11 protein-coding genes are annotated in these 13,179 nt (G+C 63.4%); 9 read left to right on the forward strand and 2 right to left on the reverse strand.

What is annotated here, in order from left to right:
• Nucleotides 1–201: 201 nt before the first annotated feature.
• A complete protein-coding gene (locus Q8M42_RS08810; RefSeq protein WP_304869509.1) occupies nucleotides 202–1,494 on the reverse strand; it encodes an NCS2 family permease in 1,293 nt (430 codons plus the stop codon).
• Nucleotides 1,495–1,679: 185 nt separating this feature from the next.
• Here Q8M42_RS08810 and Q8M42_RS08815 point away from each other — a divergent pair, with 185 nt between their 5' ends.
• Nucleotides 1,680–2,234, forward strand: coding sequence for a DJ-1 family glyoxalase III (locus Q8M42_RS08815; RefSeq protein WP_304869511.1), 555 nt, complete (start codon nucleotides 1,680–1,682; stop codon nucleotides 2,232–2,234).
• A 3-nt stretch (nucleotides 2,235–2,237) separates the two neighbouring features.
• Here the strand turns inward: Q8M42_RS08815 and Q8M42_RS08820 are convergent, their stop codons facing one another.
• Nucleotides 2,238–3,464, reverse strand: coding sequence for an MFS transporter (locus Q8M42_RS08820; RefSeq protein ID WP_304869513.1), 1,227 nt, complete (start codon nucleotides 3,462–3,464; stop codon nucleotides 2,238–2,240).
• A 273-nt stretch (nucleotides 3,465–3,737) separates the two neighbouring features.
• Between Q8M42_RS08820 and Q8M42_RS08825 the strand changes: the two genes are divergently transcribed.
• From Q8M42_RS08825 to Q8M42_RS08860, 8 genes are all read left to right on the forward strand, one after another.
• On the forward strand, nucleotides 3,738–6,566 hold the full coding sequence (locus Q8M42_RS08825) for a xanthine dehydrogenase family protein molybdopterin-binding subunit (RefSeq protein ID WP_304869515.1): 2,829 nt from the start codon (nucleotides 3,738–3,740) through the stop codon (nucleotides 6,564–6,566).
• Nucleotides 6,559–7,098 (forward strand): (2Fe-2S)-binding protein, encoded by a 540-nt coding sequence (locus Q8M42_RS08830; protein ID WP_304869517.1) that lies wholly within the window; start codon nucleotides 6,559–6,561, stop codon nucleotides 7,096–7,098. Before Q8M42_RS08825 ends, Q8M42_RS08830 begins: the two co-directional genes overlap by 8 nt.
• 2 nt (nucleotides 7,099–7,100) lie before the next feature.
• Nucleotides 7,101–8,309, forward strand: coding sequence for a cytochrome c (locus tag Q8M42_RS08835; RefSeq protein ID WP_370692744.1), 1,209 nt, complete (start codon nucleotides 7,101–7,103; stop codon nucleotides 8,307–8,309).
• Nucleotides 8,310–8,325: 16 nt separating this feature from the next.
• Nucleotides 8,326–9,297 (forward strand): XdhC family protein, encoded by a 972-nt coding sequence (locus Q8M42_RS08840; protein ID WP_304869519.1) that lies wholly within the window; start codon nucleotides 8,326–8,328, stop codon nucleotides 9,295–9,297.
• 1 nt (nucleotide 9,298) lies between these two features.
• Nucleotides 9,299–9,865 carry a nucleotidyltransferase family protein gene (locus tag Q8M42_RS08845; protein WP_304869521.1) on the forward strand — a complete coding sequence of 189 codons (567 nt, stop codon included), beginning with the start codon at nucleotides 9,299–9,301 and terminating at the stop codon, nucleotides 9,863–9,865.
• Between the two features lie 237 nt (nucleotides 9,866–10,102).
• Nucleotides 10,103–11,554 carry a cytochrome ubiquinol oxidase subunit I gene (locus Q8M42_RS08850; RefSeq protein ID WP_304869522.1) on the forward strand — a complete coding sequence of 484 codons (1,452 nt, stop codon included), beginning with the start codon at nucleotides 10,103–10,105 and terminating at the stop codon, nucleotides 11,552–11,554.
• A 2-nt stretch (nucleotides 11,555–11,556) separates the two neighbouring features.
• Nucleotides 11,557–12,564, forward strand: a complete 1,008-nt coding sequence (cydB, locus tag Q8M42_RS08855) for a cytochrome d ubiquinol oxidase subunit II (protein WP_304869524.1) — start codon at nucleotides 11,557–11,559, stop codon at nucleotides 12,562–12,564.
• Between the two features lie 224 nt (nucleotides 12,565–12,788).
• Nucleotides 12,789–12,932 carry a DUF2474 domain-containing protein gene (locus tag Q8M42_RS08860; protein ID WP_304869526.1) on the forward strand — a complete coding sequence of 48 codons (144 nt, stop codon included), beginning with the start codon at nucleotides 12,789–12,791 and terminating at the stop codon, nucleotides 12,930–12,932.
• Nucleotides 12,933–13,179 lie beyond the last annotated feature (247 nt).

Consider the following 13,179-nt stretch of genomic DNA (forward strand, 5'->3'; position numbering starts at 1 on the left):
GGTCTTCGGGGCTCAGGCGACTGGTCATGGGTGGGCCTCTGCTTGAATGCGGCTATCTTAGCAGGCTGTTGAAAAACTATCTGCGTTGCCACTGCTGCGTTAAAAACAGGCTCAAAATGCTCATTTACAGCTCGTAAACTGCGCTTTTTCGCCTGTTTTTGCCTAGCCTCAGCTGCCTCGCCTACGTTTTTCAACGGCCTGTTAGGCGAAGTACGCCAGTTTGATTGCAAACAGCACCGAGAGCACTACCAGCGCCGGGTTGAGGTCGCGCCAGCGGCCGGCCAGCAGCTTGATCAGGGTCCAGGCGATAAAGCCGAAGGCGATGCCGTTGGCAATCGAGAAGGTCAGTGGCATGGCCAGTGCGGCAACCACCACCGGAGCGGCGACGGTGAGGTCGTCCCAGTCGATCTGCGTCAGGCTGCTCATCATCAGCACCGCGACAAACAGCAGTGCCGGCGCGGTGGCGTAGGCCGGTACGGCGCCGGCCAGCGGCGCAAAGAACAGCGCCAGAAGGAACAGGATGGCCACCACGCAGGCGGTCAGGCCGGTGCGCCCGCCGGCGCTGATGCCAGCGGCGGATTCGATATAGCTGGTGGTGGTCGAGGTGCCCAGCGCCGCGCCAGCCATGGTCGCGGTGCTGTCTGCCAGCAGGGCGCGGCCGAGCTTGGGCATCTTGCCGTCCTTGTCCAGCAGGTTGGCCTTCTGCGCCACGCCGACCAGGGTGCCGGAGGTGTCGAACAGGTCAACGAAGAGGAAGGCGAAAATCACGCTGACCAGGCCGATATCCAGCGCGCCCATGATGTCCAGTTGCATCAGGGTTGGCATGACCGAAGGCGGCATGGATACCACGCCATCCAGCTTGGACAGGCCGAACAGAATGGACAGGGCGGTGATCAGCAGGATGCCAATCATCACCGCGCCGGTCACCCGGCGCTGCGCCAGTGCGGCGATCACGAAGAAGCCCAGGCAGGCCAGCAGGGCGCCGCCCTGGGTCATATCGCCGAGGGTCACCAGAGTGGCCGGATGGTCGACCACGATACCGGCGTTTTTCAGGGCAATAATCGCCAGGAACAGGCCGATACCCGCAGCGATGCCGGCGCGCAGGGCCAGTGGGATGCTGTTGATGATCCACTCGCGGATCTTGAAGATCGACAGCAGAAAGAAGATCACCCCGGAGAGGAACACCGCGCCCAGCGCCACCTGCCAGGTGTGGCCCATGGTCATCACCACGGTGTAGGTGAAGAAGGCGTTGAGGCCCATGCCCGGCGCGAGGGCAATCGGGTAGTTGGCCCACAGGCCCATGATCAGTGAACCGATGGCGGCGGCCAGGCAGGTGGCAACGAATACCGCACCATGGTCCATGCCGGTCTTGGCCAGCATCTCCGGGTTGACGAAGAGGATATAGGCCATGGTCAGAAAGGTGGTCAGCCCGGCGAGCATTTCGGTGCGCACCGTGGTGTTATGGGCTTTGAGTTGGAACAGTCTTTCCAGCATGTGGCACTCCCCGTAACGGCTTTTTTGCCGTGTTTATGCAAACCGAAAGCAAAGCACATCCACGCGTGGGTGCATGTTTTTACTGGCGATCTGGAAAAAGGCGCGCATCATATCAGCTCGTCCGGAACGGGTGAATTTATGACCGCTTGGACAGTTTATGCGCGACCAGAACAAGGAGCGAAACGATGACTGCACGGGCCCTTATCAGCGTTGCCGATGGTGTTGAAGACCTCGAATGCGTGACCCTGATTGATGTACTGCGGCGTGCCGAGGTTGAGGTGGTGGTGGCCAGTATCGAAAGCCGGCGGATGATCACCTGCGCCCGTGGCACGCGCCTGACGGCCGACACCATGCTGGTGGATGTGCTGGCCCAGCCCTTCGACCTGATCGTGCTACCCGGCGGTATGCCCGGCGCGCAGCACCTGGCCGAACACGAGCCGCTGGCCGAACGGGTGCGCGAGCAGGCCAAAGCCGGCAAGCTGTTTGCCGCCATTTGCGCAGCGCCCGCGCTGGCCCTGCAGCAATACGGCGTGCTCAAGCAGCGACGGATGACCTGCTACCCGGCCTTCAGTGATCGGCTGAGCGGTTGCGTATTTGTCGATCAGCCGGTGGTGGTCGATGGCAACTGCATTACCAGTCAGGGCCCCGGCACCGCCTTGGCGTTTGCCCTGACCCTGGTCGAGCAGCTGTGCGGCAAGGCCGTGCGCAAACAGGTGGCCGAGGCCATGTTGGTCGGCTAGCCGTTAGTCGCTGGTTCGCTCTGGGCCTTGCGGGTGCAGATGGTCGCGCTTGGCCAGTTCGGGGAAGAGGCGTATCCACAAGCCGGTGACCAGAATGGCCCCGACGCCGCCGATCAGTACTGCCGGCACTGTGCCGAACCAGGCGGCGCTGACCCCCGCGCGGAAATCCCCGAGCTGATTGGACGCGCCGATAAACAGGCCGTTGACCGCGCCGACGCGGCCGCGCATTTCGTCCGGGGTTTGCAGCTGCACGAAAGCGCCGCGAATCACCATGCTGATCATGTCTGCCGCGCCCAGCAGTACCAGCGCAGCGAGGCTGAACCACAGCGAGGTGGACAGGCCGAAACCGATAGTCGCTACGCCGAAGATCGCCACCGAGGTAAACATCACCGGGCCGACCCTTCTCTCGATGGGAAAGCGCGCCAGCCACAACGACATCAGCAGCGCGCCGACCGCCGGCGCCGAGCGCAGCAGGCCGAGGCCCCAGGGGCCAGTGAGCAGAATGTCCTTGGCAAACACTGGCAGCAGCGCGGTGGCGCCGCTGAGCAGCACCGCCAGCATGTCCATCGACACCGCGCCGAAGACGGCAGGGCGGCTGCGAATAAAGCGAAAGCCGGCCAGCAGCGAGTCCAGCGAGACCTTCTGCTTCAGCGGTAACTGGCGTGCCGGCAGGCTGAGCATCAGGCTCAGGGCGCAGCCATACAGCAGCACGGCCGGGCCATAGACCCACTGTGTGCCGAGCGCATAGAGCAAACCGCCGAGCGCCGGCGCGATGATGGTGGCGGCCTGCATGGCCGATGCCGACGCGGCCACGGCGGCGGGAAACAGCCCAGGCGGCACGATATTCGGTAGCAGCGCCTGGGTAGTGGGCATCTCAAAGGCGCGGGCGGTGCCGAGCAGGAAGGCAATCACGAAGATCATCTCGCGGCTGATGCCGCCGGCACTGCTGCCCAGCAGCAGGCACAGGGCAATCAGCCCCTGCGCGGCCTGGCAGAGCGCCGCCACCTTGCGGCGGTCGAAGCGGTCGGCGACATGCCCGGTGATCAGGATAAACAGGATCTTCGGCAGAAATTCGATCAGCCCGACCAGGCCGAGATCCAGCACGTTGCCGGTCAGCGCATACATCTGCCAGCCAATCGCCACGGTAATCATCTGGAAGCCGCTGGCGGTAAACACCCGGGCGAACCAAAAGGCCAGGAACGGGCGCTGGTGACGTAAAAGCTGAGACATGGCCGAAACAACTCGCACGGCTAGCGGGAGGCGCAGCCTAGCATGCGGCCGGGTGGGTGGCATGCTGAAGCCCGCTTTAGAGGCGCTGTGGCAAACTTATCTGACCTTAAAGACAGGTTTTTATTCTGTTGTGGCAATGACTTGGGTAGAATTTGACTTTCAGGTCAATAAATCTGTCGTCTACGCTGATTCTGCTCCGTGCTTGTAAGCGGCGCGCCTGTCTCTCTTTTGTTCACGCAAATGGCCAGGTTGCTCTGGCCCCGAGGAACGGACATGTCCACTCCTGAGTTATCCCGCCGCGCCTTTGTGCAAGGCAGCGTCATCGCCGGCATCGGCATTAGCTTCGCCCCGCTGGGCAGCAAGGCGTTTGCCGCCTTGTTCGAGGAGCGTGTAACCGCCATGCCGCAGCCCTGGTATGACGCCAGCGGCAAAGCCGTGGCGCGTATTGATGGGGTGTCCAAGGTTTGCGGGACCAAGGTATTTGCCCGCGATATCCGCGCCAAGGACATGCCCGGCTGGCCGCAGCAGCAAGGCCATGCGCTGTTGCTCAAGGCCACGCGCACCGAGCAGCTGTACCAGGGCTTCGACCTGTCGGTGCTGCCGGCCGAGTTGCAGCCGCAACGTGTAGTGACCGCCAGTGACCTGGTTAAAGACGGCATCAGCTTTCCGGATGGCCACAACCTTGATCCGCTGCTGCCCGAAGGCCAGGTGCCGATGTTTATCGGCCACCCGGTGGCGCTGCTGATCTGGCATGACTTCGAGCGCTATCGCCAGGCCAAGAACATCCTCAAGTTCAACGACAAGGTGATCCGCTATGGCGAGCAAGCGCCGGCGTTCCAGAGCGACCCTTACGGCAGTTTCCGCTTCGTGCGGGTCGGCGGTAGCACGCCGTTCGAGCCCGACACCTTCTCCAGCCTCAAAGACAGCATGCTGTTCCCGCTGATCCACAACCGCAAACCGGCCTGGGGCGAGGGCAAGGTCAGTGGCGACCTGACTCAGCAGGGTCTGTACCACGCCGAACAGATGCTCAACCAGCTGCAAACCCCGCCGAGCGACTGGCTGGTGTTCGATGAGCGCTTCACCACCCAGTCCATCGAGCCGGCCGCGCTGGAAGCCGACAACGGTAATGGCTGGTTCGACGTGGCCAGTGGCACCCTGCATTTTGTGGTCGCCACCCAGTGCCCGTTTGAGGTGGCCGAGCAGACCGCGCATATGCTCGCGCCATCCAGGTTCGGTGTGAAGAAACTCAGCATGCACCCCGGCTACACCGTCGGTTACGGTTCCAAGGACAACAACATCTTCGTCTTCTACGCTGCCCTGGCCGCGATTTACGGCGACGGCGTGCCAGTACGCCTGGCCAATGACCGCTACGAGCAGTTCCAGAGCGGCATCAAGCGCCACCCCTTCGACATGCACTATCAATTGGCGGTGAACAAGCAGGACCACAGCTTCCAGATATTCCGCGCGCATATGGATGTCGACGGCGGCGGTCGCGCCAACTACAGCTCCTCGGTGGCGGCGGTCGGCGCCACGGCGGCGCAGTCGATCTACTACCTGCCGCGCAGCGATCTGGCCGCTACCGCCTACTATTCGCGCGGCGTTGAGGCCGGCTCGATGCGCGGTTACGGCACCCTGCAAACCATGGCCGCCACCGAGATGATGGTGGACGAAGTGGCCGAGCGGCTGAACCTCGATGCCATCGCGCTGCGCAAGAAGAACGTGTTCCAGTCCGGCATGAAGAACACCCAGGGCGCGATCCCGGCAGGTGCGCTGCGCCTCGACGAAATTCTCGACAAGGCGGCGCAGCACGAAATCTGGAAGAACCGCGTTGCGCGCAAGCAGCGCTTCGATGCCGAAGACCCGGACAACCTCTATGGCGTCGGTTTCGCCATCTGTCAGAAGGACTTCGGCACCGGCTCCGAAGCGCCGATGGCCAGCCTGGAGTTCAGCGCAGATGGCCGCGTCAGCCTGCGCCAGATCGCCATCGACATGGGCACCGGCATGGCCACCTCACAGGCCCTGCTGGTCGCCGACTACCTCGGTCAGCCCGCCGATGAAATCAAAACTGGCGAAACCGAGTGGAGCGAGCAGGCCCTGACCACCAGCGGCAACCCCTACATGATCAGCCAGGCCGAGCAGGACGCCGCGCTGCAGAACCCGCGCTGGGTCGGCAAGCTGGCCTCGCCGTCGTCGGCGACCAACTCGTCCTACTACAGCGGGCACGCCACCCGCGAGGCGGCGCGGCTGCTGTTTATTCACGGCCTGTGGCCGGCGGCTCTGGCCATCTGGGGGCGCGGTGAACACGGCGGCCTGGCCAACCCTTATGTGGTACGCCGCGAGAATGCGCACTGGGTCGAAGGCAAGCTGACCGCCGACGGCATGCCGCCGATTCCGTTCAAGCTGCTGGCGCACAAGGCCCATGAGCTGGGCCTGGTAACCGGCGTTAGCGTGCATGGCTTTAATCGCTGGAGTTGGGCCGAGGGCGAGTTCGAGATCAATGGCCAGCGCGAGCGCGTGCCGCTGGACGCCCTGGCGTTGAAATACGGTGACGGCGCCGACGCAGCACGGAAGGCGCAGATGAGCCGCAACGGCTTCCACCTGCTTGACCGCGTCAGCATCAAGTACCCGGTCACTCAGCTGAACAACGCCATGGTCACCTACTACAGCCCGGTGGCCACGCTGGTCGAGGTCAAGGTCAACAAAGGCAGCGGTGAGGCGCGGGTGATCAACCATCACTCCTGGCTCGAGTGCGGCCGGGTGATAGTCGAAGAACTGGTGCTCGGTCAGCTCGAAGGCGGTATCGCCATGGGCATCGGTCACGCGCTATTGGAAGAAATGCCGCTGTATGAAGGCGGCCCCGGCGACGGCACCTGGAACTTCAACCGCTATCAGCTGCCGCGCGCCAAGGACTGCGCGGTGTGGTCGCAAAGCGCGGAGATTCTGCCGCCCCTATCACCCAGCGACCCGGCCAAGGGCATCGCCGAAGTGGTGATGATTCCGGTGGTCGGCGCCATCGTCAACGCCGTGGCCCACGCCACCGGCAAGCGCCTGCGCGACCTTCCCCTGACTCCGGCCCGCATCAAGGAGGCCCTCCATGGCTAAGCGCCTGCTCAGCATGATTATCAACAGCCAGGCGGTTGGCCCGATGGACGTGGCCGACGACCTGATGATGATCGACTTTCTCCACGAACACCTGAACCTCACCGGCTCGCGCCTGGGCTGCGGTCAGGGCGTGTGCCACGCCTGTGTGGCGATCCTCGACAAGCCCGACGGCACCAGCGAAGAAATCCGCACCTGCATCACCGGCGCGCATTTCTTCGACGGCAAGCGCATCCGCACCATCGAGGGCCACGCCAAGCGTGATGCCCAGGGCGAGGTCAGCCAGCTCAACCCGATCCAGCAGCAGTTTGTCGATCAGTTTGCCTTCCAGTGCAGCTACTGCACCCCCGGCTACGTCAACGCCGCCACCGTGCTGGTGGAAAAACTCCAGCGTCAGCCGGTCAAGCGTAGCGAGCTGGAAGGCGAGATCGAAGACGCCCTGGGCAAGCACATCTGCCGCTGCACCGGCTACGTGCGTTACTACAACGCCGCGCGCGATGTGGTCGAGTCCCTCGGCCTGGTCAAGGAAGGTTAAGCATGAAGACCATTCTGATTGCCCTGACCATGCTCCTGCCGCTGGCTGCCCAGGCGGCCGATCAGCAACTGATCGAACGCGGCAAGTACCTGGCCCGCGCCGCCGACTGCGTGGCCTGCCACAGCGTCGAAGGCGGCGCCGAATACGCCGGCGGCCTGCCGCTGGAGTCGCCGTTTGGCACCATCTACGGCACCAATATCACCCCCGACAAGCAGTACGGCATTGGTGAGTACAGCGCCGATGACTTCTACCGCGCGGTGGCCGAAGGTGAACGGCGTGATGGCAGCAAGCTCTATCCGGCGATGCCCTACACCTCCTATCACCTGCTCAAGCGCGAAGACTCCGATGCCATCTACGCCTACCTGATGAGTCTGGAGCCGATCGCCAAACCCAGCCCGCAAACCAGCCTGAGCTTTCCGTTCAATGTGCGTTTCGGCCTAAGCTTTTGGAACATGCTCTACAAGAGCCGCGTGCAACTGCTGCCGGCCGAAGGCAAAAGCGAGACCTGGCAGCGTGGCCAGTACCTGGTCGAGGCCCTGGGCCACTGCGGCGAATGCCACACGCCGCGCAATGCCCTCGGCGCGCTGCAGCAGGATCAGCGTTTGCAAGGCGGCGTGCTGCTGGGTTACGAGGCACCGAGCCTGCTCGCCGAGGATCTGGCCGAGCGTGGCTGGAGCACCGACGACCTGGCGACCTTCCTAAAGCACGGCATCAGCGCTCAGGGTTCGATGTTCAACGAGATGTACCCGGTGCTGCACCACAGCACTCAGTACCTGCCGCTGGACGACCACCAGGCCATGGCCACCTACCTGCTCGGCGACCAGCCGCCGGAAGCGCGCAAGGTGACCGCCGTGGCGCTGGATCAGCTTGACGACAGCGCACAGCAAGGCCGTCAGCACTACCTCAACCTCTGCGCCGGTTGCCATGGCGTGGCGGGCGAGGGCGTGCCGCATGTGGCCGTGGCGATGGAGGGCAACACCACCCTGCGCCTGAACGATGCGCGCAACCTGTTGCGGGTGATCGACGACGGCATCAAGGAGCAGCAGTTCACCGGTTTCGAGCGCATGCAGCCAATGCCGGGCTTCAGCGACAAACTCGACGACGGGCAGCTGCGCGACCTGCTGCATTACCTGCGGCAGACCTGGGGCGGCCAGGCGGCCGAGCTGAGCCCGCAACAGGTCAGCCAGTTGCGCAGCGAGAAAGGCCATTGAGGCCGGGTGAAGCCTGATGCAGCACCTTGATCTGCTGGTCGTCCGCCAGGCGCTGCAGTGGTCCGCCGCAGGACAGCGCGTGTGGCTGTGCACGGTGCTGAGCACCTACGGCTCGGCGCCGCGCGCGCCAGGTTCACTGCTGGCTACCACCGCAAGCGGCGAGTGGATCGGCTCGTTGTCCGGCGGTTGCGTTGAGGATGAGTTTCTTGAGCGTCTTGCCGCTGGCGACTTTCCTGAGCCTGTGCACCTGGTGCGCTACGGCGATGGCAGCGACCCGCACTCGCAGATCAGCCTGCCCTGCGGCGGTGTGCTGGACGTACTGGTGGAAAACCTGCCGGCCGACTGTGCGGTGCAGGCGCATCTGCGTGAGCTGGAAAGCGCCTTGGCGGGCCAGCGCCGGCTGATTCGTGACGTGGCGCTGCCCAGCGGCGAGCGCCGCTTGCTGGCGGACAACACGCAGGGGCCAAGAGTTGAACGTCAGCCGAATCGGCTGCGTGTGCGCGTCGGCGCGGCCCAGCGCTTGTTGCTGGCGGGCTACTCCTCGGTGGCGCAGGTGTGTGCGCAGTTCGCTCAGGGGTTGGGTTTCGAGGTAGTGCTCTGCGATCCGCGCGAAGAAGTGCTGCAGGGCGTCGACTTGCCAGGCGTGGAAATCCGCCGCGAGCTGCCGTCCGAGGTTATCCGTCTGGGCGGCTGCCATGCCGACACTGCGGTGGTGGCGCTGACCCATGACCCGCGTATCGACGATCTGGCGATGATCGAAGCGGTACGCACCGAGGCGTTCTATATCGGCGTGATGGGCTCACGAGTGACCAGCGCCAAGCGCTTCGAGCGCCTGCGCCGCGTCGGCGGCCTGGATGATGCTGCGCTGGCGCGGATCATCGCGCCAATCGGACTGAACCTGGGCAGCAAGACCCCGGCGGAAATCGCCCTGGCGGTACTCGCCGACATCCTACGTGTACGCAACGGCCTGGCGCGGGATGCGCTCTAGCATGCCGCGCGTCGTGGCCCTGTTGCTGGCGGCCGGGCGGGGGCGGCGCTTTGGCAGTGACAAGCGCCTGGCCCGTTTGCCGGACGGGCGCGGCTTGCTGGCGGCCAGTGCCGAACGGGCGCTGCAGGTATTCGGCGAAGTTCATGTATTGCTGCGTGACGAGGACGACGCGCAGGCGTTGGGGCTGCCGGCGGCGTGCCGGATTATCCGTTGCCGCGAGGCCGATCAGGGCATGGGCCACACGCTGGCCGCTGGCATAGCTGTGTTGCTTGGTCGCGACGCCGAGGCTGTCGCGGTGTTGCTCGGCGATATGCCCTGGGTCAGCGCCGACAGCCTGCAGCGGCTGTGCAGTCAGGCGACGGCCGAGCGCATTGTCTACCCGCTGCACGACGGCCAACGCGGCCATCCGGTGCTATTCGGCCGCAGCTTTTGGCCACAACTGCACGGCCTGCGCGGTGACCAAGGTGCGCGAGCCCTGCTGCAAGCCAATTCAGGTGCTTGCCACGGCATCGTTGTAGATGACCCCGGCGTACTGCGCGATGTTGATCGGCCAGAGGCGCTGCTGTAAGACGCAAGTCCTTGTGGCAGCCGGTCGCGCGACAATCGACCACAGCTGAACTTGCCCCGGCAAACGCTACTCTCTGTACATGCATTGACCCGCGTCAACACCTTCGGCGCGCGGTTGTGAGGGCTTTTACCCTGCTCGCTAGTTGCCTCACCCAGAACAATAATCCCCCGACTGAATACCCGTGACTGGCATGCGCGCCCGTGGCCGTGCCCCGTATCACCTGACTGAGGAAACGCCATGTTTGGATTGGAGGCTCTCGACCTTGCTCGAATCCAGTTCGCTTTCACCATCTCCTTTCACATCATCTTTCCGGCCATCACCATCGGCCTGGCCAGTTACCTGGCGGTGCTCGAAGGGCTGTGGCTGAAGACCGGGGAGGAGGTTTACCGCGACCTGTACCACTTCTGGGCGAAAATCTTTGCGGTCAACTTTGGTATGGGTGTGGTCTCCGGCCTGGTCATGGCTTATCAGTTCGGCACCAACTGGAGCGCGTTTTCCGATTTTGCCGGGGCGGTCACCGGGCCGCTGCTGACCTATGAAGTACTCACCGCATTCTTCCTCGAAGCGGGCTTCCTCGGCGTGATGCTGTTCGGCTGGCACCGCGTCGGTCCTGGTCTGCACTTCTTCTCTACGCTGATGGTGGCGATCGGTACGCTGATTTCGACCTTTTGGATTCTCGCCTCCAACAGCTGGATGCACACCCCGCAGGGCTTCGAGATCATCGACGGCCGGGTGATTCCGGTGGACTGGTTCGCCGTGGTGTTCAACCCTTCGTTCCCTTATCGCCTGGCGCATATGGCGACGGCGGCGTTCCTCGCCACGGCGTTCTTTGTTGGCGCCTCGGCGGCCTGGCACCTGTTGCGCGGTCGCGACAACCCGGCGATCCGCAAGATGCTGTCGATGGCCATGTGGATGGCGCTGCTCGTGGCGCCGATCCAGGCAGTGATTGGCGACTTCCATGGTCTGAATACCCTCAAGTACCAACCGGCGAAGATCGCCGCCATCGAAGGCCACTGGGAAAACCACGGTGACGAACCGACTCCGCTGATCCTGTTCGGCTGGCCGGATATGCAGCGCGAGGAAACCCGCTTCAAGATTGAAATTCCCGCTCTCGGCAGCCTGATCCTGACCCACAGCCTGGACAAACAGGTGCCGGCGCTCAAGGAGTTCGCCAAGGAAGACCGGCCCAACTCGACCATCGTGTTCTGGACCTTCCGGGTTATGGTCGGCCTGGGCATGCTGATGATCCTTACCGGCCTTTGGGGCTTGTGGCTACGCAGCCGCGGCAAGCTGTTCCAAAGCCGGCCGTTTCTCCATCTGGCGGTATGGATGGGGCCGTCGGGGATCATCGCCATCCTCGCTGGCTGGTACACCACGGAAATCGGTCGTCAGCCGTGGATTATCCACGGCCTGATGCGCACCGCCGATGCTTCGTCCGGGCACAGTTTTGCGCAGATGAGCCTGACCCTGATTCTGTTTGTGGTGGTGTATTTCGCCCTGTTCGGCGCCGGCATCGGCTACATGATGCGCCTGGTGCGCAAGGGCCCGATCACCGACGAAGGCAAGGAGCCCGCCGAGGGCGGCCCGGGCCAGAAACGCACACCGTCCCGTCCGCTGTCCGCGCCCGAAGAGGGCCTGGAAGATGGGCCGGATGAAGAGCATGGCGACTCACTGGTTGAGAGGAATTGAATATGGGCATTGATCTCTCGCTGATCTGGGCCGTGATCATCGCCTTCGGGGTGATGATGTACGTGGTTATGGACGGCTTCGATCTGGGCATCGGCATCCTCTTTCCCTTCGTCAAAAGCGAAGGCGAGCGCGATGTGATGATGAACACCGTGGCACCGGTCTGGGATGGCAACGAAACCTGGCTGGTGCTCGGCGGCGCGGCGCTGTTCGGCGCCTTTCCGTTGGCCTACGCGGTGGTGCTCAGCGCGCTGTACCTGCCGCTGATCTTTATGCTGCTGGGGCTGATCTTTCGCGGCGTGGCCTTCGAGTTCCGCTTTAAGGCCAAGGCCGCCAAACGGCATATCTGGGACAAGGCGTTTATCGGCGGCTCGCTGACCGCGACCTTCTTTCAGGGGGTGGCGCTAGGGGCTTATATAGACGGCTTCGAGGTTGTTGATCGGGTGTATGTCGGCGGCTCGCTGGACTGGTTGACGCCGTTCTCGCTGTTCTGTGGTCTGGCGCTGATTGCCGCCTATGCCTTACTTGGCTGCACCTGGCTGATCATGAAGACCGAAGGCCGTTTGCAGCAGCAGATGCATGATATGGCGCGACCGCTGGTGTTCGTGCTGCTTGGCGTCACCGCTATCGTCAGCCTGTGGACGCCACTGGCGCATACGGAGATTGCCGAGCGCTGGTTCAGTCTGCCGAATATCTTCTGGTTTATGCCGGTGCCGCTGCTGGTACTGCTGTGCACCTGGGCGCTGCTGCGCGCGGTGGCGCGCAACGCCAACTACTCACCGTTTCTGCTGACTCTGACGCTGATCTTCCTCGGCTACAGCGGCCTCGGTATCAGCCTGTGGCCAAATATCATTCCGCCGTCGATCAGCATCTGGGAAGCCGCTGCGCCGCCGCAGAGCCAGGGCTTTATCCTGGTCGGCGCGCTGTTCATCATCCCCTTTATCCTGATGTACACCGCCTGGAGCTATTACGTGTTCCGCGGCAAGGTCACTGAAGAAGATGGCTATCACTGAGGTTCGGCTCCCGGTCTGCTGCGCGTCGGCCCTGCCGCGTTAAAAGCCGGCTCGGCAAGCCGCTTGCGGCTAACGCGCTTCAGCGCGGCCCGAAGGGCGAGTGAAACGAGTAATGCTCATGTACAAAAGCTCTCGCCTGCTTTGACCAGCCGAAGGCTGTTACTAACGTAGCGCCTTGCATGGCTCTAGCTCGCTAGACCTCGAATGGGTTCTGAGATCGCAAGATGAACGACATACACGAGAAAAAGCCGCTGTGGCAGCGGCTAGGTTGGCTGGTGCTGATCTGGGCTGGCAGCGTGCTGGCCTTGGGCGCGGTGTCCTACCTGCTGCGGCTGTTTATGCAGGCAGCGGGGATGGGGACGCCGTAAGCGCGATAGTGGTGATCGCTGTAGGAGGCGCTTTAGCGGCGAGCTTTTGCTGACGGCCTGTCGCGGCTGAAGCCCCTCCCACCGGGCTTTGCAGTGCGCTTATTTGAGGTTCTTCGCGGGATCGTGGGAAAGAGAGGATTGACAGTCAGGGATGCAGGTAAATTGGCAGTCGCCAAACACACCAACCCCTGCACCCTGCTGTCACCATGCATCCTATTGATCTTGCCGCTTTCTGGCCAGGCTACGC

Source organism: Pseudomonas sp. (assembly GCF_030684895.1).
Lineage (GTDB): Bacteria > Pseudomonadota > Gammaproteobacteria > Pseudomonadales > Pseudomonadaceae > Aquipseudomonas.

What these genes read in the sequence shown, in the direction of transcription:
- Q8M42_RS08840 (WP_304869519.1), top strand. Translation starts at nt 8,326, where the DNA reads ATGCAGCACCTTGATCTGCTGGTCGTCCGCCAGGCGCTGCAGTGGTCC.
- Q8M42_RS08825 (WP_304869515.1), top strand. Translation starts at nt 3,738, where the DNA reads ATGTCCACTCCTGAGTTATCCCGCCGCGCCTTTGTGCAAGGCAGCGTC.
- cydB (WP_304869524.1), top strand. Translation starts at nt 11,557, where the DNA reads ATGGGCATTGATCTCTCGCTGATCTGGGCCGTGATCATCGCCTTCGGG.
- Q8M42_RS08815 (WP_304869511.1), top strand. Translation starts at nt 1,680, where the DNA reads ATGACTGCACGGGCCCTTATCAGCGTTGCCGATGGTGTTGAAGACCTC.
- Q8M42_RS08820 (WP_304869513.1), bottom strand. Translation starts at nt 3,464, where the DNA reads ATGTCTCAGCTTTTACGTCACCAGCGCCCGTTCCTGGCCTTTTGGTTC.
- Q8M42_RS08835 (WP_370692744.1), top strand. Translation starts at nt 7,101, where the DNA reads ATGAAGACCATTCTGATTGCCCTGACCATGCTCCTGCCGCTGGCTGCC.
- Q8M42_RS08850 (WP_304869522.1), top strand. Translation starts at nt 10,103, where the DNA reads ATGTTTGGATTGGAGGCTCTCGACCTTGCTCGAATCCAGTTCGCTTTC.
- Q8M42_RS08845 (WP_304869521.1), top strand. Translation starts at nt 9,299, where the DNA reads ATGCCGCGCGTCGTGGCCCTGTTGCTGGCGGCCGGGCGGGGGCGGCGC.
- Q8M42_RS08810 (WP_304869509.1), bottom strand. Translation starts at nt 1,494, where the DNA reads ATGCTGGAAAGACTGTTCCAACTCAAAGCCCATAACACCACGGTGCGC.
- Q8M42_RS08860 (WP_304869526.1), top strand. Translation starts at nt 12,789, where the DNA reads ATGAACGACATACACGAGAAAAAGCCGCTGTGGCAGCGGCTAGGTTGG.
- Q8M42_RS08830 (WP_304869517.1), top strand. Translation starts at nt 6,559, where the DNA reads ATGGCTAAGCGCCTGCTCAGCATGATTATCAACAGCCAGGCGGTTGGC.